Source organism: Pseudarthrobacter sulfonivorans, assembly GCF_024391045.1.
Classification (GTDB): domain Bacteria; phylum Actinomycetota; class Actinomycetes; order Actinomycetales; family Micrococcaceae; genus Arthrobacter; species Arthrobacter sulfonivorans_B.
Genome location: NZ_JANFCZ010000039.1, coordinates 1 through 22,516 on the forward strand (window position 1 = coordinate 1; position 22,516 = coordinate 22,516).

At 65.0% G+C, this 22,516-nt stretch carries 20 protein-coding genes; 17 read left to right on the forward strand and 3 right to left on the reverse strand.

The annotated features are described in order from the left end of the window. The coding region (locus NQJ30_RS18240) for a DEAD/DEAH box helicase (protein WP_255771682.1) at positions 1-2,188 on the reverse strand (2,188 nt) is incomplete at its 3' end. A gap of 96 nt (positions 2,189-2,284) precedes the next feature. Here NQJ30_RS18240 and NQJ30_RS18245 point away from each other — a divergent pair. The 17 genes from NQJ30_RS18245 (at position 2,285) to NQJ30_RS18325 (ending at position 21,581) form a co-directional block, all read left to right on the forward strand. Beyond that, entirely contained in the window at positions 2,285-3,070 is a 786-nt protein-coding gene (locus NQJ30_RS18245; protein WP_255771683.1) for a trans-aconitate 2-methyltransferase, read from the forward strand. A 165-nt stretch (positions 3,071-3,235) separates the two neighbouring features. Further along, a complete protein-coding gene (locus tag NQJ30_RS18250; protein ID WP_304664272.1) occupies positions 3,236-4,984 on the forward strand; it encodes an ABC transporter ATP-binding protein in 1,749 nt (582 codons plus the stop codon). A gap of 86 nt (positions 4,985-5,070) precedes the next feature. Next, positions 5,071-6,780: an ABC transporter ATP-binding protein gene (locus NQJ30_RS18255; RefSeq protein WP_255771702.1), complete on the forward strand. Its 1,710-nt coding sequence runs from the start codon at positions 5,071-5,073 to the stop codon at positions 6,778-6,780. Further along, positions 6,777-7,157 (forward strand): GntR family transcriptional regulator, encoded by a 381-nt coding sequence (locus NQJ30_RS18260; RefSeq protein ID WP_255771685.1) that lies wholly within the window; start codon positions 6,777-6,779, stop codon positions 7,155-7,157. Before NQJ30_RS18255 ends, NQJ30_RS18260 begins: the two co-directional genes overlap by 4 nt. Before the next feature lie 46 nt (positions 7,158-7,203). Next, on the forward strand, positions 7,204-10,131 hold the full coding sequence (gene uvrA, locus NQJ30_RS18265) for an excinuclease ABC subunit UvrA (RefSeq protein WP_255771686.1): 2,928 nt from the start codon (positions 7,204-7,206) through the stop codon (positions 10,129-10,131). A gap of 79 nt (positions 10,132-10,210) precedes the next feature. Then, positions 10,211-10,924: an HAD hydrolase-like protein gene (locus tag NQJ30_RS18270; protein WP_255771687.1), complete on the forward strand. Its 714-nt coding sequence runs from the start codon at positions 10,211-10,213 to the stop codon at positions 10,922-10,924. After that, a complete protein-coding gene (locus NQJ30_RS18275; protein ID WP_255771688.1) occupies positions 10,911-11,579 on the forward strand; it encodes a lysophospholipid acyltransferase family protein in 669 nt (222 codons plus the stop codon). Before NQJ30_RS18270 ends, NQJ30_RS18275 begins: the two co-directional genes overlap by 14 nt. Before the next feature lie 19 nt (positions 11,580-11,598). Continuing rightward, positions 11,599-13,605, forward strand: a complete 2,007-nt coding sequence (gene uvrC, locus NQJ30_RS18280; protein WP_255771689.1) for an excinuclease ABC subunit UvrC — start codon at positions 11,599-11,601, stop codon at positions 13,603-13,605. Positions 13,606-13,676: 71 nt separating this feature from the next. Then, positions 13,677-14,600 (forward strand): RNase adapter RapZ, encoded by a 924-nt coding sequence (rapZ, locus tag NQJ30_RS18285; protein ID WP_255771690.1) that lies wholly within the window; start codon positions 13,677-13,679, stop codon positions 14,598-14,600. Next, a complete protein-coding gene (locus tag NQJ30_RS18290) occupies positions 14,600-15,616 on the forward strand; it encodes a gluconeogenesis factor YvcK family protein (protein ID WP_255771692.1) in 1,017 nt (338 codons plus the stop codon). The genes rapZ and NQJ30_RS18290 overlap by 1 nt, the downstream gene beginning before the upstream one ends. Before the next feature lie 9 nt (positions 15,617-15,625). After that, positions 15,626-16,606 (forward strand): DNA-binding protein WhiA, encoded by a 981-nt coding sequence (whiA, locus tag NQJ30_RS18295; RefSeq protein WP_255771694.1) that lies wholly within the window; start codon positions 15,626-15,628, stop codon positions 16,604-16,606. A 112-nt stretch (positions 16,607-16,718) separates the two neighbouring features. Further along, positions 16,719-17,345 (forward strand): superoxide dismutase, encoded by a 627-nt coding sequence (locus tag NQJ30_RS18300; RefSeq protein ID WP_190989009.1) that lies wholly within the window; start codon positions 16,719-16,721, stop codon positions 17,343-17,345. Between the two features lie 263 nt (positions 17,346-17,608). Continuing rightward, positions 17,609-18,619 carry a type I glyceraldehyde-3-phosphate dehydrogenase gene (gap, locus tag NQJ30_RS18305; RefSeq protein ID WP_255771696.1) on the forward strand — a complete coding sequence of 337 codons (1,011 nt, stop codon included), beginning with the start codon at positions 17,609-17,611 and terminating at the stop codon, positions 18,617-18,619. A 10-nt stretch (positions 18,620-18,629) separates the two neighbouring features. Then, positions 18,630-19,856 (forward strand): phosphoglycerate kinase, encoded by a 1,227-nt coding sequence (locus tag NQJ30_RS18310; RefSeq protein ID WP_255771697.1) that lies wholly within the window; start codon positions 18,630-18,632, stop codon positions 19,854-19,856. Between the two features lie 83 nt (positions 19,857-19,939). After that, on the forward strand, positions 19,940-20,755 hold the full coding sequence (gene tpiA / locus NQJ30_RS18315; RefSeq protein WP_255771698.1) for a triose-phosphate isomerase: 816 nt from the start codon (positions 19,940-19,942) through the stop codon (positions 20,753-20,755). 50 nt (positions 20,756-20,805) lie between these two features. Further along, positions 20,806-21,063: a preprotein translocase subunit SecG gene (gene secG / locus NQJ30_RS18320; RefSeq protein ID WP_255771699.1), complete on the forward strand. Its 258-nt coding sequence runs from the start codon at positions 20,806-20,808 to the stop codon at positions 21,061-21,063. A gap of 122 nt (positions 21,064-21,185) precedes the next feature. Further along, positions 21,186-21,581, forward strand: coding sequence for an RNA polymerase-binding protein RbpA (locus NQJ30_RS18325; RefSeq protein WP_255771700.1), 396 nt, complete (start codon positions 21,186-21,188; stop codon positions 21,579-21,581). Here the strand turns inward: NQJ30_RS18325 and pgl are convergent. Continuing rightward, positions 21,534-22,352 carry a 6-phosphogluconolactonase gene (gene pgl / locus NQJ30_RS18330; protein ID WP_255771701.1) on the reverse strand — a complete coding sequence of 273 codons (819 nt, stop codon included), beginning with the start codon at positions 22,350-22,352 and terminating at the stop codon, positions 21,534-21,536. The two genes, NQJ30_RS18325 and pgl, sit on opposite strands and share 48 nt — an antisense overlap. Further along, on the reverse strand, positions 22,342-22,516 hold a 175-nt coding region (locus tag NQJ30_RS18335), incomplete at its 5' end, for an OpcA/G6PD domain-containing protein (protein ID WP_255771703.1). The genes NQJ30_RS18335 and pgl, both read right to left, overlap by 11 nt.

Sequence of the window (22,516 nt, forward strand, 5' to 3'; positions counted from 1 at the left end):
CTAGTCCGGGTTCGTGGCCTCGGAGATGGGTATAAGAGGCAGGGGGGGGGGCCGACCCGGAGGTCAGCTCCTCCCATTCGTCAAGGAGGCTCGAATCCACCTGCCGCACCAGTTCGCCCAGCCACGCGATGAGGTCCTCGAGATCCTCCCGCAGCATGTCCTGCGGCACCGTCTGGCGGAGCGCCTTGAAGCAGTCGGCGAGGTAGCGCAGCACGATGCCTTCGGAACGGGCCAGGCCGTAGAACTGGACGAACTCGCCGAAGTTCATGGCACGTTCGTACATGTCACGGACCACTGACTTGGGCGCCAGTTCAAAGTCGCCCACCCAGGGTGCGGCCTTGCGGTAGACCTCAAACGCTTCGCCGAGCATTTCCGCGAGCGGCTGAGGGTAGCTGACCTCCTCCAGCATCGCCATCCGCTGGTCGTACTCGATGCCGTCAGCCTTCATCGCCGCGATGGCTTCCCCGCGCGCCTTCTTCTGCTGGGCGGAGAGGATCTGCCGGGGCTTCTCAAGCGTCGACTCGATCACGGATACGACGTCCAGGGCGTACGACGGCGAATCCGGGTCAAGCAGTTCCAGCGCCGCCAGCGCAAAAGGCGAGAGCGGCTGGTTCAGCGCAAAGTTGGCCTGCAGGTGGACGGTGAGCCGGACGGTCCTGCCATCCGCGCCCTGCTCAGCCTCGGGAATGCGTTCCACCACCTCGGCGGCGAGGAGTTCGCGGTAGATGCCCAATGCGCGCTTCATGAGCCTCAGCTGCGAGGACCGCGGCTCGTGGTTCTCGGTCAGCAGCCGGCGGGCGGCGGTGAACGGGTCGCCGGGCCGTTCCATCAGGTTCATCAGCATGGAGTGGGTCACGCTGAAACTGGAGCTGAGCGGGTCCGGAACCGATTCCACCAGCCTCTTGAAGGTCGGTTCGCCCCAGGACACAAACCCTTCCGGCGGTTTCTTCCGTACCACCTGGCGAAGCTTCTTCTGGTCGTCGCCGAACTTCGCCGTGGCTTTGGCCATCGCCTTGACGTTCTCGATCACGTGCTCGGGCGCCTGCACCACCACAGTCCCGGCGGTGTCGTACCCGGCCCGGCCGGCACGGCCGGCGATCTGGTGGAACTCGCGGGAGTTAAGCAGCCGGGTGCGAACGCCGTCGTACTTGCTCAAGGCGGTGAGCAGAACGGTGCGGATGGGCACGTTGATGCCGACGCCCAGCGTGTCCGTTCCGCAGATCACCTTCAGCAGGCCGGCCTGCGCCAACTGTTCCACGAGGCGCCGGTACTTGGGCAGCATGCCGGCATGGTGGACTCCTATGCCGTGCCGGACCAGCCGGTTGAGGGTCTTGCCGAAACCGGCCGCAAAACGGAAGTTGGCGATCAGTTCAGCGATCTTGTCTTTTTCCTCCCGCGTGCACACGTTGATGCTCATCAGCGTCTGGGCGCGGTCAATGGCCTCGATCTGGCTGAAATGCACCACATAGACCGGTACCTGGCGGGTGGAGAGCAACTCCTCCAGCGTCTCGTGGACCGGGGTCTCGTGGTAGTAGTAATGCAGCGGGATGGGGCGCTCCGCTGAACTGACGGTGGTGGTGGGGCGGCCGGTGAGCTCGGTGATTCCCTCCTCGAAGCGGCTGACGTCACCCAGCGTGGCGGACATCAGGAGGAACTGCGCCTGTGGAAGCTCCAGCAGGGGAACCTGCCAGGCCCAGCCCCGCTGGGGGTCCGAGTAGAAGTGGAATTCGTCCATGACCACTGAGCCGAGGTCCGCGGCCGCGCCCTCGCGCAGGGCGATGTTCGCGAGGATTTCCGCCGTGCAGCAGATAATGGGTGCGTCCTGGTTGACGCCGGAATCACCGGTGATCATGCCCACGTTGTCCGCGCCGAAGATGTCGCACAGGGCGAAAAACTTCTCCGACACCAGGGCCTTGATGGGAGCCGTGTAGTAACTGCGCTGCCCGCGTGCCATGGCCTGGAAGTGTGCCGCGATGGCCACCAGGGATTTTCCCGACCCCGTGGGCGTGGCCAAGATGACGTTGGCGCCGGTGGCCAGCTCCATGATGGCCTCGTCCTGGGCCGCGTACAGCTCCAGGCCCCGGCTTTCGGTCCACTCCAGGAACTGGGTGTACAGGGCATCCGGGTCTATGCCTGCGCCCGGGTGGGCGGACGCGGACGGGACAGGCAGCTGGTCAACGAGTTTCATCGATTTCCAGCTTAGTGCCCAGTCGGTGCCGTGATTCCGGGCCGGGCAGCGTTAGGCTCGCGCTACTGCCAGACAGCACAGAACATGGAGTCAGATGTGAAGTGGGACCCAGTGAAGTACGTCCAGTTCGGCGACTACCGCGACAGGCCGTTTTTTGACCTCACCGGACGGATCCAGGCTGACAGGCCACGCCAGGTGGTGGACCTCGGCTGCGGGCCCGGCAACCTGACGGCAACGCTTGCCCGGAGGTGGCCCGAAGCGGCCGTCGTCGGACTCGATGCCTCCGCAGAGATGCTTGCCAAGGCTGACGCGCAGGCGGACGGTTTCCCCGGCCTGAGCTTCGGCCTGGCGGATATCGCGGACTGGATGCCCGGCGAGGAAACCGACGTGGTGGTCACCAACGCCGCGCTGCAGTGGGTGCCGGGGCACCAGGAGATGCTGGCCCGCTGGCTGGCGGCGCTCAGCCCGGGGTCGTGGTTCGCCATGCAGGTTCCGGGTAACTTCAACGCACCGTCCCATGCCCTCATGCGGGAACTGGCCGCCACGCCCCGCTGGCGGCCCCTGTTGAAGGACGTACTCCGCGGCGGGGAAGCCGTGGGGGAGCCGGCCGACTACCTCCGCATCATGCTCGACGCGGGCTGCACGGCAGATGCCTGGGAAACCACCTATCAGCAGGTCCTCCCCGGAGCGGATCCTGTCCTCGAATGGGTGCGCGGCACTGCCCTGCGACCGGTGCTGGCGGTCCTGTCCGTCGAGGACGGGCGGGCTTTTGAGGCTGAATACGCAGCCGCACTGCGGGTCGCCTACCCGGACAGCCCGCACGGCACGGTTTTTCCGTTCCGGCGGATCTTCGGCGTAGCGCAAAAGCGACTTACCGCCTAAACTCCATTCGTTCGATGTTCTTTACAAGGCCCGTATAGCCATGTGACCAACATTGGAATTCGGTTCCGGCAACAGGAAAGAACCGGCCTCATGGGGATGGCCACAAGCCGGACCCTTATCGGCCTCCCACCAAATCCTGGAGGAGAAGTGCTGTTCGCCTTATTGATGAGGTTGCTGTCCGGCCATAAGGGCCAGGTGGCCGCCATCATCGTCCTGCAGCTGGTGCAGACCGCAGGCATTTTGCTCCTCCCCACCATCAACGCCGCCATCATCGACGACGGCATCGTGGCCGGGAACACTCCCGAAATCTTCCGGCTGGGCATCGACATGGCCCTGGTTGCAGCCATCCAGGCGGCGGCCGCCGTAGCGGCAGGCTACCTCGGTGCCGTGGTGGCCATGGCGGTCGGCCAGCAGCTAAGGGCTGAGGTCTTCACCAAGATCCAGTCCCTTTCCTCCCAGGAGGTGGCCGCCTTTGGCGCCCAAAGCCTTGTCACCAGGTCAACCAACGACACCCAGCAGATCCAATCGTTCGCCGTGCTGGTGTTCACCATGCTGGTGGCGGCACCGGTCATGGCCGTAGGCGGCGTATACCTTGCGTGGCAGCAGGACATCGTGCTTTCAAGCGTCGTCATTATCATCGTGCCTGTGCTCCTGCTCATCATGTACCTGATCGTCCGGCGCCTCATACCTCTCTACCGCGACGGCCAGACGTTGCTGGACGGCACCGGCCAGATCCTGCGTGAGCAGATTATCGGTGCCAACGTCATCCGCTCCTTCGTCAGGCAGGAGTATGAAGCACGCCGCTTTGCGCGGGCAAACGCCGGCCTGACGGGAAACAACCTCCAATCGGCGCTGGTCATTGCCGCCATGCTGCCGCTCATCATGATCGTGGTGAACCTGTCATCGGTGGCCGTGGTGTGGTTCGGCGGGCACCGGGTGTACTCGGGCGAAATGAACATCGGGGCCCTCACCGCCTTCATCGCGTACATCATGCAGATCCTCCTCGCCATCATGATGGCCATGTACGTACTGACCACAGCACCGCGCGCGGCAGCGTGCGCAGAGCGGCTCAACGCAGTCCTCAACACCCAACCGTCCGTCAACGACGCAGGGTGTTCGGGGGACGGCGGGAACGGCGACGATGCGGAGGGCGGCAGTGGAGCCTTCGAAGGAGCCACCGTCATCTTCACGGATGTCGGCTTCGCCTACCCGGGCGCCGAAAGTCCCGTACTCCACAACATCAGCTTCGCGGCGAGTCCCGGCACCACCGTTGCCGTCATCGGCTCCACCGGCAGCGGCAAATCAACCCTGCTCGGCCTGCTGCCCCGGTTTCTGGATACCAGCGCCGGAACCATAACCATCGCCGGCCGGAACATCCGTACCATCCCGTTGCAGGTCCTCCGCCGGGCAATGGCCATCGTGCCCCAGCGCTCATATCTGTTCACCGGCACCATCGCCCAGAACCTGCGGATCGCCGAACCGGAGGCAACCGACAGCCAGCTATGGCAAGCACTGGAGACGGCCCAGGCCGCACGCTTCGTCCGCGCGCTGCCCCTCGGGCTGGCCAGTGAAGTCGGCCAGGGCGGAACGAACCTCTCCGGCGGCCAGCGGCAACGCATCTGCATTGCCCGCGCCCTGTTGCGGCGGGCACCCATCTACCTCTTTGACGACAGCTTCTCGGCCCTCGATTTCGGTACGGAGAACCGGCTCAGGGAGGCCCTCGCGGACACCCTGACCGACGCCGTGGTGCTCGTGGTTGCCGAACGTATCTCCACCGTCGCCGGCGCGGACCGGATACTGGTGCTCGACGACGGCCGGCTCGTGGCGCAGGGCACGCACCTTGAACTCCTGGAAACTTCCACGACCTACCGGGAAATCGCCGAGTCGCAATTGGCGCTGGAGGGCCTGCCGTGACGGAGCCGCTCCCCAACGGAGCACCCAAAACGTTCTGGCCGGCGGCGCGCCGGTTGCTCGGTCTGCTCCGTCCCTCCAGGTGGCGGATGGTCGGTGCCGTGGTGGCCACCTGCTGCTTTGCCGGCCTCAACGTGGCGGCCCCGAACTACCTCGGCGACGCCACCGACATCGTGGTGGACGGATTCTATAGCGGGGTGTTCGAGCAGGAACGGCTGGCGGGGCTGCTGGCGGTCGTCGCCCTGATGTATGCCGGCGCTTCGCTCTTTAACTGGATCCAGGGAAAGCTGACCGCGGGTTCAGTCCAGGGCCTGATGTACACCCTCCGGGCATCCGTGGAGGAAAAGCTGCACCGGCTTCCGTCCACCTACTTCCAGGAGAAGTCCCGCGGCGACGTCCTGAGCCGGGTCACCAACGACGTCGACAATATCGCGCAGTCGCTGAGCCAGGTCCTGACACAGCTGATCATCTCTGTCCTGATGTTGTCAGGGGCACTCGCCATGATGCTGTGGATATCTCCGCTGCTGGCCCTGATTGCGCTCATCTCCGTCCCGGTGTCCACCCTGGTAACCGTCCTGGTATCCCGCAAATCCCAAGCCCATTTTGCGAACCAGTGGAATGAAACCGGTGCTTTGAACGCGCACGTGGAGGAATTCATCACCGGCCACGAGGTCATCATGGCATTCGGACACCAGGAACAGGCAGCCGAAGTCTTCCGGGCGGGCAACGACCGCCTCGCCCGGGCCTCCGCACTGGCCGAGTATTCCTCAGGGCTGGTGCAGCCCCTGATGATCCTGATGTCCAACCTGACTTACATTGCAGTCGCAGTGGTGGGCGCGTTCCAGGTCACTCTCGGAGCCATGACGATTGGCGGAATCCTGGCATTTATCCAGTTCAGCCGGCTGTTCACGCAGCCCGTGAGCCAGATCGGCGGCATGCTGAACGTCATCCAGTCCTGCGCGGCTTCGGCGCACCGGGTCTTCGAACTCCTCGATGCCGAGGAGATTCCTGCCGAGGCCGGACAAGGCGGCCACCATGCGGGGCTCGGCGGACGGATCGTCTTCGACCACGTCACCTTTGGCTACACCCGGGAACCCGTCATCCGGGACCTTTCCTTCACGGTGGAGCCGGGCCAGACCGTGGCCATCGTCGGGCACACGGGCGCGGGTAAAACCACCATTGTGAATCTGCTCATGAGGTTCTACGAACCTGACGCCGGACGGATCACCATCGGCGGAACCGACATCGCCGCCATCCCCCGGGACACCTTGCGTGAGGGCTTCGGCGTGGTGCTCCAGGATGCCTGGCTGTTTGCCGGCAGCATCAAGGAGAACATCGAATACGGCCGGACCGGCGCCACGGACGCTGAGGTGATCGCTGCCGCGGAGGCAAGCCACCTGGACCACTTCGTGCGCGCGATGCCGGCCGGGTACGACTCCGTCCTGGACAGCGGCGGCGAGGCGCTGAGCCACGGCCAACGCCAACTCATCGCCATCGCCAGGGCACAGCTCGCCGACCGCGGTGTGCTGATCCTCGACGAGGCCACCAGTTCAGTCGACTCACGTATTGAGGTCCTGATCCGCCAGGCCATGCAGAGACTGCGGCGGGGCAAAACAAGTTTTGTCATCGCCCACCGTTTGTCTACTGTCCGCGACGCTGATCTAATTTTGGTCATGGATCAGGGACGCATCGCAGAGCAGGGGACCCACCGGAACCTGCTGGCCGCCAACGGCCACTATTCGAGGCTCTACAAGGCCCAGTTCGCCGGCCGGGCAGGGTCACTGGAGGCAGGACGGTGACTACCGCTGCGGCGTTCCCCGGGACCTGGAAGCCCAACCAGGCCAGCACGGTGGCCCTCTTTGAGCAACTGCGGCTGCAGGTGATCCGGCTCGCCGACAACGGCGACCTGCCGCCCGGGACAAAACTCCCGGCGGTCCGTGCGCTGGCGGCACTGATCGACGTGGCGCCGCACACGGTGGCCCGGGCCTATAAAGAGCTTGAGGCGGCCGGGGTGGTGTCCACCAAGGGCCGGAACGGCACCGTCGTCAGCGCGCGTGGTGAACGGGCGGACGCCCTTTCCGTCGCCGCCGGAACCTATGCGGCGGTGGCGAGGGCGCAGGGCGCCACGTTCGCGGAAGCCGTCAAGCTACTGGCGGCCGCCTACGACGCCCACTGAGCGGCCCGCATGGATATTCGAAGAAGTTTTCGATTAGCATTAGTGGGTGCCTAAAGCCGTAGCAGAAGAATCAGCAGTCGAATCCGTCCCCGCCAGCATCTCCCGGGGCGCAGCCACGCCGGCCCGCCCCGACCTTTCCCGCCTTGTAGTCAAGGGGGCGCGGGAGCATAACCTGCGGAACGTGGACCTGGATCTGCCCCGCGACGCCATGATCGTTTTCACAGGTCTGTCCGGTTCCGGGAAATCATCCCTGGCATTCGACACCATTTTTGCCGAGGGCCAGCGGCGTTACGTTGAGTCGCTGTCTGCCTACGCCCGCCAGTTCCTGGGCCAGGTGGACAAGCCGGACGTCGACTTCATCGAGGGCCTCTCGCCGGCCGTATCCATCGACCAGAAGTCCACCAGCAAGAATCCCCGCTCCACGGTGGGCACCATCACCGAAATTTACGACTACATGCGCCTGCTCTGGGCGCGCGTCGGACGGCCGCACTGCCCCGTCTGCGGCGAGGTTGTGGCCAGGCAGACGCCGCAGCAGATTGTCGACCAGCTGCTCGAGCTCGACGAAGGCACGCGCTTCCAGGTTCTGGCGCCGGTGGTCAGGGGCCGCAAGGGCGAATTTGTCGACCTCTTCAAGGAACTGACCGCCAAGGGCTACTCGCGCGCCCGTGTTGACGGTGAGCTCATCCAGTTGAGTGAGCCGCCGAAACTCGGGAAGCAGTTCAAGCACACCATCGAAGTGGTGGTGGACCGGTTGGTGGTCAAGGAGGGCATCAGCCAGCGCCTCACCGATTCGGTGGAGACGGCGCTGGGCCTGGCCGAGGGCCGGGTACTGGCGGAATTCGTGGACGTCGAGGCGGACGCCCCCGGCAGGCTTCGGGCCTTTTCGGAGAACCTGGCGTGTCCCAACGAGCACCCCCTGGCCATTGACGAGATCGAGCCGCGTTCGTTCTCGTTCAACAACCCCTTCGGCGCCTGCGCCGCCTGCAGCGGCATCGGAACCAGGCTGGAGGTGGACGAGGAACTGATCGTCCCCAACCCGGAGCTCTCACTGGGCGAGGGCGCCATCGCACCCTGGTCCTTGGGGACTGCCACCACCGAATATTGGAACCGTCTCCTGGAAGGACTTGCCAAGGAACTGGGCTTCTCCATGGACATGCCGTGGGAAAAGCTGGGCAAGGACGTCCGCCAGACCGTCCTGCACGGCAAGGACCACAAAGTCGTAGTCCAGTATAAGAACCGGTTCGGCCGGGAACGGAAATACAGCACCGGCTTCGAGGGCGCCATCCAGTACGTCCACCGCAAGCACGGCGAGACGGACTCCGAATGGGCCCGTGACCGCTACGAAGAATACATGCGGCAGATTCCCTGCCCGGCCTGCAACGGCGCCCGGTTGAACCCCGCGTCCCTTTCGGTGCTGATCAACGGCAAGTCGATTGCCGAGGTCGCCGCCATGCCCATGCGGACCTGCGCAGACTTCCTCAACGGTCTGGTCCTGACGCCCCGGGAAGCCCAGATCGCCCACCAGGTGCTCAAGGAAATCCAGGCGCGGCTGACCTTCCTGCTCGACGTCGGGCTGGAATACCTGAACCTCGAACGGCCGTCCGCCACACTGTCCGGCGGTGAAGCGCAGCGCATCAGGCTCGCCACCCAGATCGGGTCGGGCCTGGTGGGCGTGCTGTACGTCCTCGACGAACCCTCCATCGGCCTGCACCAGCGGGATAACCGCCGGCTCATCGAAACCCTTACCCGGCTCCGGGACATGGGTAATACCCTGATCGTGGTGGAACACGACGAAGACACCATCCACGTGGCCGACTGGATCGTGGACATCGGCCCCGGCGCCGGCGAGCACGGCGGCCAGGTGGTGCATTCGGGTTCATATCAGGGCCTGCTCGAAAACACTGAGTCACTGACCGGCGATTACCTGTCCGGCCGCAAGAAGATCGACGTTCCCAAGAAGCGGCGCAAATACGACAAGAAGCGCGAGCTGAAAGTCATTGGTGCGCGGGAAAACAACCTGGTCAACGTCGATGCAGCCTTCCCCCTGGGACTCTTTACGGCAGTGACCGGCGTCAGCGGCTCCGGCAAGTCCACCCTGGTCAACGAAATCCTGTACAAGGTCCTGGCCAACAAGCTCAACGGCGCCAAGCAGGTCGCCGGGCGCCACAAGAGCATCCAGGGCCTGGAGCACCTGGACAAGGTGGTCCATGTGGACCAGAGCCCGATCGGCCGCACCCCCCGATCCAACCCGGCAACGTATACCGGCGTGTTCGACAACATCCGCAAGCTCTTTGCAGAGACCACCGAAGCGAAGGTCCGCGGATACCTCCCGGGCCGGTTCTCCTTCAACGTCAAGGGCGGCCGCTGCGAGGCCTGCGCCGGCGACGGCACTCTCAAGATTGAGATGAACTTCCTTCCGGACGTGTATGTACCGTGCGAGGTATGCCACGGTGCGCGCTACAACCGCGAGACCCTCGAAGTGCACTACAAGGGCAAGACCATCGCCGATGTCCTCAACATGCCCATCGAGGAAGGTGCCGAGTTCTTTGCCGCTTTCTCGCCGATTGCCCGGCACCTGAACACCCTGGTCGATGTCGGCCTGGGCTACGTGCGGCTGGGCCAGCCGGCCACCACCCTGTCCGGCGGCGAGGCGCAGCGCGTGAAGCTTGCCGCGGAACTCCAGAAGCGCTCCAACGGGCGCAGCGTGTACGTCCTCGACGAGCCCACCACCGGGCTGCACTTCGAGGACATCCGCAAGTTGCTGCTGGTCCTCCAGAGCCTGGTGGACAAGGGCAACACCGTGATCACCATCGAGCACAACCTGGACGTCATCAAAAGCGCCGACTGGATCGTCGATCTGGGCCCCGACGGCGGTTCCGGAGGCGGGCAGGTGGTGGCCACCGGCACACCGGAGCAGGTTGCCAAGTCCACTGAAAGCCGCACCGGCCCGTTCCTTGCCGAGATCCTGGGCTGAACGGGGCACGCCCCGCCGATGTATGCCGTGTCGGGCATGCGAGTTTCTGCCATGCACGGTGTCGTGAGAAACTAAGCCGGTGACTCAAACAACAGTGCCCGTGATCTTTGACCTGGACGGCACTCTTGTCGATCCGGCAGGCGGAATAACCGACGGCATCGCCGGGGCCCTGGCGGCCTCCGGCCTCCCGGTTCCGGATCCAGACCTGCTGGCCGCGATGATCGGCCCCAAGCTGAGCGATTCACTCCTCAGCGTGGCCATGGTCCCGGCGGACCGGCTGGACAGCGTCATCCGGCTGTACCGGCAGCACTACCTCGCCAAGGGCATCGCCCAAAGCCGCCTGTACCCCGGGATCAAGTCCGTGCTGGAGACGTTCGCGGACGAGGGCCGGCCCGTGGCAGTCGCAACCCAGAAACCCGAGGGGTTGGCGCACATCGTGCTGCAGCACCACGGCATTGCCGGCCTCTTCCAGACCATCAGGGGATCCGCCGACGATGAGTCGTCCACTGACGGTCCGGCGGGCAAGGCTGACATCATCGCGGCTGCCCTGACTGACCTGTCCACCCACCACGCCATCATGGTGGGGGACCGCGCCCAGGACGTTGCCGGCGCCATCGCGAACGGGCTCGACTGCATCGGCGTGGGCTGGGGCTTCGCGCCCGACGGCGAACTGGAACTGGCGGGTGCCGTCACCGTCGTGGAAAACACCGGCGACATGGTCACTGCCATCGGACGGCTCGGATCCATCCACACGGCCGCGATGAGTGAGGTGCGCAACGATGGCATTGTTTGAGGCGGTCCGCTGGACCTTCCGCGGGCTGGTCTCGGGCACCTGCCGGCCCACCGTCATTGGCCTTGAGAACGTGCCCAAGGAGGGGCCCTTCATTGTGGCCCCGAACCACCTGTCGTTCTTTGACAGCGTCATTGTGCAGGCACTGATGCCGCGACCGGTGGCATTCTTCGCCAAGGCTGAGTACTTCACCACGGGCGGCGTGAAGGGGAAGGTCATGAAGTCCTTCTTCGAGTCCGTGGGCTCCATCCCCGTGGAACGCGGCGAGCAGGCAGCAAGCGTCCAGGCGCTCAAGACGCTCCTGGATATCCTGGAGGCGGGCAAGGGCATCGGCATCTATCCCGAGGGCACACGCTCGCGGGACGGCATTCTCTACCGCGGCCGCACCGGCGTCGGCTGGCTTGCCCTCGCCACGGGAGCTCCGGTGATCCCCGTCGGACTGATCGGCACGGAGAACCTGCAGCCGGCTGGCGAGAAGGGCTTCAAGCCGCATCATTTCACCATGAAGGTCGGTGAACCGCTGTACTTCGACAAGACCGGTCCGGACCATTCACTGCCGGCACGCCGTGAGGTGACGGACCGGATCATGGACGCCATCGCCGGGCTCAGCGGCCAGGAACGGTCCACCAGCTACAACCAGAGCAAGGCGACGGACTAAGGATCAGTAGACTTAAGTAGTGGCAGATCCAGCAACTTACCGGCCCCGGACGGGAGAAATTCCCACCAACCCCGGCGTGTACCGGTTCCGTGATCCCCATGGCCGGGTCATCTACGTCGGCAAGGCAAAGAACCTCCGCTCCCGCCTGAACTCCTATTTCGCGAACCCGGCAGGCCTGCTGCCGAAAACCCATGCCATGGTCCATGCGGCCAGCAGCGTGGAGTGGACCGTCGTGGGCAGCGAACTGGAATCCCTGCAGCTTGAATACACGTGGATCAAGGAATTCAAGCCGCGCTTCAACGTGGTCTTCCGCGACGACAAGACCTATCCCTACCTGGCCCTGACCATGAGTGAAAAGCTGCCCCGGGTCCAGGTGATGCGCGGGGACCGGCGCAAGGGCACCCGCTACTTCGGCCCGTACACCGCCGGCGCCATCAGGGAAACCATGGACACGCTCCTGCGCGTCTTCCCCGTCCGCAGCTGCAGCGCAGGGGTCCTCAAACGGGCCCAGGCCAGCGGCCGCCCCTGCCTCCTGGGATATATCGACAAATGTTCGGCGCCCTGCGTGGGCCGGATTTCCCCTGAGGACCACCGGGCCCTGGCCGAGGACTTCTGTGCCTTCATGGGCGGCGAAGCGAAACGGTTCATCGCCAAGCTCGAAAAGCAGATGGCCGAGGCAGTTTCCACGCTCGACTACGAACGCGCGGCGCGGCTGCGGGATGACATCTCCGCATTGCGGAAAGTCTTTGAGCGCAACGCGGTTGTGCTTGCCGAAGACACCGATGCCGACGTGTTTGCCCTGCACGAGGACGAACTCGAGGCCGCTGTCCAGGTCTTCCACGTCAGGGGCGGCCGGGTCCGCGGACAGCGGGGCTGGGTCGTCGAAAAAGTGGAAGACTCCACCCCTCCGGACCTGGTGGAACACCTGCTCCAGCAGGTGTACGGCGAGGACAGCGACAGCCATGGCCGCCTGCCGCGCGAAGTCCTGGTCCCGGTAACGCCCAGCAATGTGGAGGAACTGACCGAATGGCTCGGCGGCCTGCGCGGCGCCAAAGTGGACATCAGGGTGCCGCAGCGCGGCGACAAAGCCGCGCTGATGTCCACCGTCCGCGAGAATGCCGAACACGCGCTGAAACTGCACAAGACCCGGCGTGCAGGTGACCTGACAGTCCGCTCGCAGGCACTCCAGGAGCTGCAGGAAGCCCTGGACCTGCCGGTGCCGCTGCTTCGGATTGAGTGTTATGACGTCTCCCATGTGCAGGGAACCAACGTGGTGGCCTCCATGGTGGTGGTGGAGGACGGGCTGCCGAAGAAGTCCGACTACCGCAAGTTTTCCGTCACCGGGCCCGCGGCGGCAGACGACACCGCTGCCATGCACGATGTCCTGACCCGGCGGTTCCGCTATTACCTGCAGGACAAGTCTGCGCAGGTTGAGGCGGCCGCGCTCACAGGGCACCAGGCGGCGCTCGACGCGGCAGGGGACGCGGCGGTCCTGGACACCACCACAGCCACACCCCCGGCAAAGTTTGCCTACCCGCCGAACCTGGTGGTGGTGGACGGGGGCCAGCCGCAGGTAAATGCTGCGGCCCGGGCCCTGGCGGAGCTCGGCATTGACGACGTCTACGTGGTGGGCCTGGCCAAGCGGCTGGAGGAAGTCTGGCTGCCGGACAGTGACTTCCCGGTGATCCTGCCCAGGACGTCCCAGGGGCTCTACCTGCTCCAGCGGATCCGTGACGAAGCGCACCGCTTCGCCATCACCTTCCACCGGCAGAAGCGCGGCAAGGCCATGACACTGTCGGCCCTGGACGGCGTACCGGGCCTGGGGGAGTTCAAGCGCAAGGCTCTGGTGGCACACTTCGGCTCCATCAAGGGCGTGAAGTCTGCCACCGAGGCTGAGCTTACGGCCGCCAAAGGCATCGGCCCGGCCCTGGCCAGCGCCATCGTTTCCCACTTCAGCGCCGAAGAAGCGGCCGGGGAGACGGCACCGGCCATCAATATGACCACCGGCGAAATCATTGAAACCTAGGTAGGGTAAGGAACGCAGGTTTTCGCTGATGCGGTGGCCCGCTGGATCTTGACAGAAACGGGGCAGAACGAATGACAGACTCTACGGCGGAGTCCGGGACGGATCACGGCGGCATGACGCCGATCAAACCCGTCGAAGCCGAGCTGCTGGTAGTCACCGGCATGTCCGGCGCGGGCCGCAGCACCGCCGCAGACGCGCTCGAGGACCATGGCTGGTATGTCGTAGAGAACCTGCCGCCGCAGATGCTGGGCACCCTCGCCGAGCTGGTGTCCCATGCGCCGCAGTCCATTCCGCGCCTGGCTGTGGTGATGGATGTCCGCAGCAAGGGCCTTTTCGCGGACATGCGGGCGACGCTGGGCGCCCTGGCCGCCAGCGGGGTTACGTTCCGCGTCCTGTTCCTGGACGCCAACGACGACGTCCTGGTCCGCCGCTTCGAGCAGGGCCGCAGGCCCCATCCGCTCCAGGAAGGCGGCCGGATCCTCGACGGCATAGCAGCCGAGCGTGAGGTGCTCAAGGAGCTGCGCGAAAGCTCCGACGTCGTCCTTGACACGTCCGACTACAACGTCCACGGCCTGGCGACGGCCATTACGGAACTCTTCAGCGAGACCGGGCCGGTGGCCCTCCGGCTCAACGTCATGAGCTTCGGCTTCAAGTACGGGCTTCCGGTTGACTCCAACTACGTCGCGGACGTCCGGTTCATCCCCAATCCGCACTGGGTTCCGCAGTTGCGCCCCCACACCGGCCTGGACCAGGACGTCAGCGACTACGTCCTGGAAGCCGAGGGGGTCAAGACGTTCGTGGACCGCTACGTGCTGGCCCTGGAGCCGGTCCTGGACGGATACCGGCGCGAAAACAAGCACTACGCCACCATCGCCGTGGGCTGCACCGGCGGCAAGCACCGGTCGGTGGCGGTCGCCGTCGAGCTTTCCAAGAAACTTGCGCAGTATCCCCGCGTCACTGTCACCACAACCCACCGGGACCTGGGCCGCGAATAATGGGGATGCTCACCGGGCCGCTGCCGTTGATACCGCTTGCCAGCGGAACAGGCGGCCAGCAGGACAAAGGTCCCAACGTGGTGGCGCTCGGCGGCGGGCACGGCTTGTCCGCGTCGCTGTCGGCGCTGCGGCTGCTCACCACCGAACTGACCGCCATTGTCACAGTGGCGGACGACGGCGGGTCATCCGGGCGTCTGCGCGAAGAGTACGGCGTCCTCCCGCCGGGAGACCTGCGCATGGCGCTGTCCGCCTTGTGCGATGACACCGACTGGGGCCGGACCTGGCGGGACGTGATGCAGCACCGGTTCCGGCCGGGGAAGGGCAGCGGCGGGTCACTCGATGACCACGCCACCGGCAACCTCCTCATCGTCACCCTGTGGGAACTGCTTGGCGACGCCGTGGCCGGCCTCAAATGGGCCGGCGCCCTCCTGGGGGCGCGCGGGCAGGTCCTGCCGATGTCCACCGTGCCGCTCACGATTGAGGGCGACATCCGCGTCACGTCGTCTGACGGTGCTTCGGTGCTGCAGACGGTCCGCGGGCAGGCCCGCTGCGCCGTGGCCGGTTCCCTCGAGCACGTCCGGCTCCTGCCCGAAGACGCGCCTGCCTGCACGGAGGCGCTGACGGCCATCGAACTGGCGGACTGGATCATCCTGGGCCCTGGTTCCTGGTATACCTCCGTGCTCCCGCACCTGCTCCTCCCGGAAATGCGCGGCGCCCTCAGCAGGACAGCGGCCAAACGCTGCCTGACCATGAACCTGGCCACGGACACCAAAGAGACCACCGGCATGACCGCGGCCGACCACCTCCACGCCCTGCGCCGCTACGCACCGGACTTCAGCGTCGACGTCGTACTGGCCGATCCCGCGTCGGTGCCGGACCGTCAGGAGTTCGAGAAGGCAGCAGCGATGATCGGCGCCGAGGTTGTCTTGGGTAAAGTTGGGGCGTCGGGCCGCCGGCCAGTCCATGACCCTTTGCGTCTGGCAGCGGCGTACCACGACATTTTCGGGAACAGTTAGGAAGGTGCCATGGCACTGACATCATCGGTCAAGGAAGAACTTTCCCGGCTCGACATTAAAAAATCCTCGGTGCGCAAGGCTGAGGTTTCGGCGATGCTCCGGTTCGCCGGCGGGTTGCATATCATCTCCGGGCGGATCGTCATCGAGGCGGAAGTGGACCTCGCGTCCACCGCCCGCCGGCTGCGTGCCGCCATCGCCGAGGTCTACGGCCACCAGAGCGAGATCATTGTGGTTTCCGGCGGAGGCCTGCGCCGCGGGAGCCGCTACGTGGTGCGGGTGGTCCGGGACGGGGAATCGCTGGCACGGCAAACCGGGCTCCTCGACGGCCGCGGGCGTCCGGTGCGCGGCCTTCCCTCAGCAGTCGTCAACGGTTCAGCCGCCGATGCCGAGGCTGTCTGGCGCGGCGCCTTCCTGGCCCACGGTTCCCTCACCGAACCCGGCCGTTCCTCATCCATGGAAGTCACCTGCCCGGGTCCCGAGTCAGCGCTGGCCCTCGTGGGGGCTGCCCGCCGGCTCGGCATTCAGGCCAAGGCACGCGAAGTCAGGGGAGTGGACCGCGTTGTGATCCGCGACGGCGACACCATCGCGGCCCTGCTCACCCGCATGGGGGCCCACGACGCCCTGATGGTCTGGGAGGAACGCCGGATGCGCAAGGAGGTCCGTGCCACCGCCAACCGGCTCGCCAACTTCGACGACGCCAATCTGCGCCGCTCCGCCCAGGCCGCCGTGGCCGCCGGTGCCCGGGTGGACCGTGCCCTGGAAATCCTGGGCGACGACGTTCCGGGCCATCTCAAATACGCCGGCGAGCTCCGGGTGGCCCATAAGCAGGCCAGCCTCGATGAGCTGGGACGCCTGGCAGACCCGGTGATGACCAAGGACGCCATCGCCGGCCGCATCCGCCGGTTGCTGGCCATGGCGGACAAACGGGCCATCGACCTCGGCATCCCCGGCACGGACGCCAATGTGACGCCTGAAATGCTGGACGAGTAGCGGCCCCCTAGAATCAGAGCGTTCAACCCAATCTTCCGGATGCCCGTCATCCGGATGCACAATCCGAGAGTTAGCAAACCGGACGAACCCGTCCACGATATTGGAGGATTTTGTGACCGAGTACGTACTGCCCGAACTTGACTACGATTACGCCGCGCTTGAGCCGCACATTTCGGCGCGCATCATGGAGCTGCACCACAGCAAGCACCATGCAACCTACGTAGCGGGCGCCAACAACGCGCTGAAGCAGCTTGCCGAAGCACGCGACAAGGGCGACTTCGCCAACATCAACCGCCTGTCCAAGGACCTCGCGTTCCACACCGGCGGCCATGTCAACCACTCCGTGTTCTGGAAGAACCTGTCCCCGGACGGCGGCGACAAGCCGGAGGGTGAACTGGCTGCAGCCATCGACGACGCGTTCGGCTCCTTCGACGCGTTCCGTGCCCAGTTCTCCGCGGCCGCCCTCGGCCTGCAGGGATCCGGCTGGGGCTTCCTGGCCTACGAGCCGATCGGCGGCAACCTGGTCATTGAACAGCTCTACGACCAGCAGGGCAACGTTGCGCTCGGCACCACGCCGCTGCTGATGCTGGACATGTGGGAGCACGCCTTCTACCTGGACTACGTCAATGTCAAGGCTGACTACGTGAAGGCCTTCTGGAACATCGTCAACTGGGCCGACGTCGCCAAGCGCTTCGACGCCGCACGCACCAACGCCACGGGCCTCATCACCCTCCCGTAGTGACACGCAGTACATGAACATGTAACAAACTTCACATTTCGGCGCGATTTCGGCTGGATTGTGGAAGGTCCGCCCCCGCACTTGCGGGGGCGGACCTACTTAAACGTAAGATGGATCACGGAAGGCGGTCAGCCTTCAGCAACGTGGCTGGTCGCCCTCCGTTCTGTTAATCATCTCTGCCCAATGGCGTGCGGGATCTGTTAGTTGGCTTCAACGCCCGCTCAACTAGTTGTGCTTCATCAAGCACCAAGGAGACTGAAAAAGTGACGACCCGTATTGGTATCAACGGCTTCGGCCGCATCGGCCGCAACTACTTCCGCGCCGCACTCGCGCAGGGCGCGGACCTTGAGATCGTGGCAGTCAACGACCTCACCAGCCCCGAGGCACTGGCCCACCTGTTCAAGTACGACTCCGTCGGCGGCCGCCTGAAGGAAACCATCGAGGTGAAGGACGGCAACATCGTCGTCAACGGCAACGTTGTCAAGGTCCTCGCAGAGCGCGACCCCGCCAAGCTGCCCTGGGGCGAACTCGGCGTGGACATTGTCATCGAGTCCACGGGCTTCTTCACGAAGGCCGCCGATGCACAGAAGCACATCGATGCCGGCGCCAAGAAGGTCCTGATTTCCGCTCCCGCCTCGGACGAGGACATCACCATCGTGATGGGCGTCAACGACAACCTCTACGACTCCGCCACGCACCACATCATCTCCAACGCTTCCTGCACCACCAACTGCCTGGGCCCGCTGGCCAAAGTTGTCAACGACGAGTTCGGCATTGAGCGCGGCCTGATGACCACCGTCCACGCCTACACCGCGGACCAGAACCTCCAGGACGGCCCGCACAAGGACCTCCGCCGCGCCCGCGCCGCCGCCATCAACATGGTCCCCACCTCCACGGGTGCGGCCAAGGCAATCGGCCTGGTCCTGCCCGAGCTCAAGGGAAAGCTGGACGGCTACGCCATCCGCGTACCTGTCCCCACAGGTTCCGCCACCGACCTCACTGTCACTGTCTCCCGCGAGACCACCGTCGAGGAAGTCAACGCTGCACTGAAGAAGGCCTCCGAATCCGAGGCGCTGCAGGGCTACCTGACCTACACGGACGAGCCGATCGTTTCCTCCGACATCGTGGGGGACCCGGCGTCGTCCATCTTCGACTCGGGACTGACCAAGGTCATTGGCAACCAGGTCAAGGTTGTGTCCTGGTATGACAACGAATGGGGCTACTCCAACCGCCTGGTGGACCTGACGGAGCTTGTCGCAGCCAAGCTGGGCTAGGGTTAGACACATGACATTCCACACCCTCAACGAACTGATCGCTGAAGGTGTCCGCGGGCGGTACATTCTGGTTCGAAGTGACCTGAATGTGCCGCTCGACGGCTCTACAGTGACTGACGATGGCCGCATCAAGGCCTCCCTGCCAGTGCTGACGAAGCTCACGGACGCCGGTGCCCGCGTGCTGGTAACAGCCCACCTCGGACGCCCAAAGGGCGCTCCGGAGGAAAAATACTCCCTCAAGCCTGCCATTAAGCGGCTGGCCGAGCTGGCCCCTTTCAAAGTGATACTTGCCGCTGACACCGTCGGTGACTCGGCCAGGGAACTGGCTGCTTCGCTGCAGGATGGCGAGGCGCTGGTCCTTGAAAACGTGCGCTTCGATGCCCGCGAGACCAGCAAGGACGACGCCCAGCGCGGCGCCTTCGCCGATGAACTGGTGGCCCTGACGGGACCCAACGGCGCCTTCGTGGATGACGCGTTCGGCGCTGTCCACCGCAAGCACGCCAGCGTGTACGACGTCGCCACCCGGCTGCCGTCGTACCAGGGCGACCTTGTGCGCACCGAAGTGGAGGTGCTGCGCAAGCTCACCACGGAGACGCAGCGGCCCTACGTTGTGGTGCTCGGCGGCTCCAAGGTCTCGGACAAACTGGCAGTCATCGACAACCTGATCGGCAAGGCGGACACCATCCTGGTGGGCGGTGGAATGCTGTTCACCTTCCTTGCAGCCGACGGTCACAAGGTGGCCGGCAGCCTGCTGGAAGAGGACCAGATCTCCGTGGTCCAGGATTACCTGAAGCGCGCGGCGGACGCCGGGACCGAGTTCATTGTGCCCACGGACGTCGTGGTGGCGGCCAAGTTCGCGACGGATGCAGATCACGAAACCGTCCCTGCCGACGGTATCGAAGGCAGCAGCTTCGGCGCGCAGGGTATCGGCCTGGACATCGGCCCGGTCTCCGCGGCAGCCTTCGCGGACCGGATCAAGGGGGCCAAAACGGTCTTCTGGAACGGGCCCATGGGTGTCTTCGAGTTCCCGGCATTCGCTGCCGGCACCCGGGCCATCGCGCAGGCGCTGACCGAGACCGACGCATTCACGGTGGTAGGCGGCGGTGACTCCGCAGCAGCCGTACGGACCCTCGGTTTCGCGGATGACCAGTTCGGCCACATCTCGACCGGCGGCGGCGCCAGCCTGGAATATCTTGAAGGTAAGGAACTCCCGGGCCTCAGCGTCCTGGATCGCTAGACCTGGACTGCCAAGTCCTCGGCCGGCAGGGAGCCCGCGGGCACCCTGCCGGCCGCACACATATCAAGTCTTTTGGAGAACACGTGACTACGTCAACGAACGGCGCTTTTGACCGCACGCCTCTCATTGCGGGCAACTGGAAGATGAACATGGACCATGTCCAGGGAATCACCCTCCTGCAAAAACTGGCCTGGACGCTGTCCGACGCCAAGCACGACTACAGCCGCGTGGAGGTTGCGGTCTTTCCGCCATTCACCGACCTCCGTGGCGTCCAGACCCTGGTCCAGGGCGACGAGCTGGAGATTGCCTATGGCGGGCAGGACCTCTCCCAGTTCGACTCCGGCGCCTACACCGGCGATATCTCCGGCCAGTTCCTGAACAAGCTCGGTTGCCGGTACGTGCTGGTGGGACACAGCGAACGCCGCACCATCCACAACGAATCGGACGACGTCCTGAACGCCAAGGTCAAGGCCGCCTACAAGCACGCGGTGACTCCGGTGCTGTGCGTGGGTGAAGGGCTGGAAATCCGGCAGGCCGGAACCCACGTTGACCACACCCTGACCCAGCTGCGGGCCGATGTTGCCGGGCTCAGCGCCGACCAGGCCGCGGAACTCGTGGTGGCCTACGAACCCGTATGGGCAATCGGCACCGGCGAAGTGGCAGGCCCCGAAGACGCCCAGGAAATGTGCGCAGCCATCCGCGCCGAACTGGCCACCCTCTTCGGGGGCGACGTCGCCGCCAAGATCCGGCTCCTGTACGGCGGCTCGGTCAAGGCCAACAATGTTGCCGCGATCCTGAACGAACGCGACGTAGACGGCGTGTTGGTGGGCGGCGCCAGCCTCGACCCTGCCGAGTTTGCTAATATTGTCAGGTTCGAGAGTCACCTGCTGGCGGGATAGTCCGTCCGCAGCACCAGGCTCCCGCAATTCCAATCTTCTGAAAGGCCGTCGTGGACGTTCTTCATGTCATTCTGCAGATTCTCCTGGGCATCACCAGCCTTCTGCTGACACTGCTCATCCTGCTGCACAAGGGACGGGGCGGTGGGCTGTCTGACATGTTCGGCGGCGGGATGAGCTCCGGCCTGAGCTCTTCGGGCGTAGCAGAACGAAACCTCAACAGGTTCACCATTGTCTTGGGCGTCACCTGGGGCGTGGTGATCATCGCGCTCGGACTGTTGATGCGGTTCAGCGGAGCGGGCGACTCCTAAAACCCCACCCGAAAGCGGCCCGGCACTGCCGCGACGGGATTCTCCGAACTAGACTGTGGCTGTTGGCTTCCAACAGCCACAGTTTCGTTTAAACAGCGTCGTTTAAGCAGCCAGGAGTCCCTATGGTCCATAGTGCGTCAGCGTTCCGAGGCACCCGGGTGGGTGTCATCGAGGGAACCGGTCCCAAGAACCAGTCCGAAGCTGCCTCAGGCGAAAGAGTACCCCGCATCCGGGTCACCTACTGGTGCGCCAAGGGCCATGAGACACAGCTCGTTTTTCTCCGGCTGCCGGATGAACAAATCCCGGTCAGCTGGGACTGCCGCAGATGTGGTGCGCCGGCGTCGCGGGACGGCCAGGAAGCTGCACTGGACGAACAGTTCGACGAGGGGTACAAGAGCCACCTTGAGTACGTTAAAGAGCGGCGCTCCGACCAGGACGCCGAAGACGTGCTGGCCGGAGCGCTGGAAAAACTACGCGCCCGCGGCGTCCTTCCGGACCAGCTGCTGCGGGACCCTTGAGGCGGCGTTTTCGTCAATAAGCCAGAGCGTGCGGGATGTCCCCCGGGGTCCGGCTGCGGGGACCTGCACAGGGTTGGCGCCGGCCAACGCCAGGCCAACCGCGCCGGCCTTGTCCTCACCGGCCACCACCATCCAGACCTCGGCGGCTGTATTGATCGCAGGCAGCGTGAGGGAGATCCGCAGCGGCGGCGGCTTGGGGGAGTTGCGTACCCCCACCACCGTCCGCTCCTTCTCCCGGATCCCGCCCTGCTCGGGGAACAACGAGGCCACATGGGCGTCCGGGCCAACACCAAGCAGCACCACGTCCAGCCGGGGGAGCTGCGCCGGTTCGTCGGGCCGGTCGTCCGACATGTCTGCGGCGTGCTCCGCCGCGGCTGCCTCCCGCAGGCGCCTGGCGTAATCCTCCGCGGCTTCCTCGGGAGTGTCGAAGTCGTCGGTGGACCCCGGCTGGTTGATCCTGGCGGGATCAACCGGAATATGCGCCAGCAGCGCATCAAATGCCTGCCTGGTATTGCGGTCGGAATCTTCGGCCGCAACGAATCGCTCATCACCCCACCAAAAGTTCACCTTCGACCAGTCGACGGCGGGGGCCGCCGGCGAGTCCGCAACGGCCTTCAGCGTACCGATGCCCACCGTGCCGCCGGTCAGCACCACTGTGGCCTCACCGTATTTGTCCTGAACGTCCACCAGCTTGGTGATCAGCCGTGCCGCGATGGCAGCCATCAGGACGGACGAATCAGGGTGGATGCTTACTCTGGGCTCAACGCTCACTGGGCCGGACGCTCCTTAGATTGGTACGTGGAAGTCCAATAGTAATCACTTCACCGAAAACTTCGTCGGGGTCGAGGCGGCGGAGTTCTTCGGCGAGGCAGTCTTTGAGGCTGCGGCGGGGCAGGGAGATGCGTTGGGTGGGTTGGCCGGGTTGGGTGAGTTCG

Excerpts from the sequence above, each read along its gene's own strand:
- NQJ30_RS18250 (WP_304664272.1), top strand. The coding sequence starts at position 3,236 with ATGAGGTTGCTGTCCGGCCATAAGGGCCAGGTGGCCGCCATCATCGTC.
- NQJ30_RS18255 (WP_255771702.1), top strand. The coding sequence starts at position 5,071 with ATGGTCGGTGCCGTGGTGGCCACCTGCTGCTTTGCCGGCCTCAACGTG.
- NQJ30_RS18275 (WP_255771688.1), top strand. The coding sequence starts at position 10,911 with ATGGCATTGTTTGAGGCGGTCCGCTGGACCTTCCGCGGGCTGGTCTCG.
- rapZ (WP_255771690.1), top strand. The coding sequence starts at position 13,677 with ATGACAGACTCTACGGCGGAGTCCGGGACGGATCACGGCGGCATGACG.
- NQJ30_RS18290 (WP_255771692.1), top strand. The coding sequence starts at position 14,600 with ATGGGGATGCTCACCGGGCCGCTGCCGTTGATACCGCTTGCCAGCGGA.
- whiA (WP_255771694.1), top strand. The coding sequence starts at position 15,626 with ATGGCACTGACATCATCGGTCAAGGAAGAACTTTCCCGGCTCGACATT.
- NQJ30_RS18310 (WP_255771697.1), top strand. The coding sequence starts at position 18,630 with ATGACATTCCACACCCTCAACGAACTGATCGCTGAAGGTGTCCGCGGG.
- NQJ30_RS18325 (WP_255771700.1), top strand. The coding sequence starts at position 21,186 with ATGGTCCATAGTGCGTCAGCGTTCCGAGGCACCCGGGTGGGTGTCATC.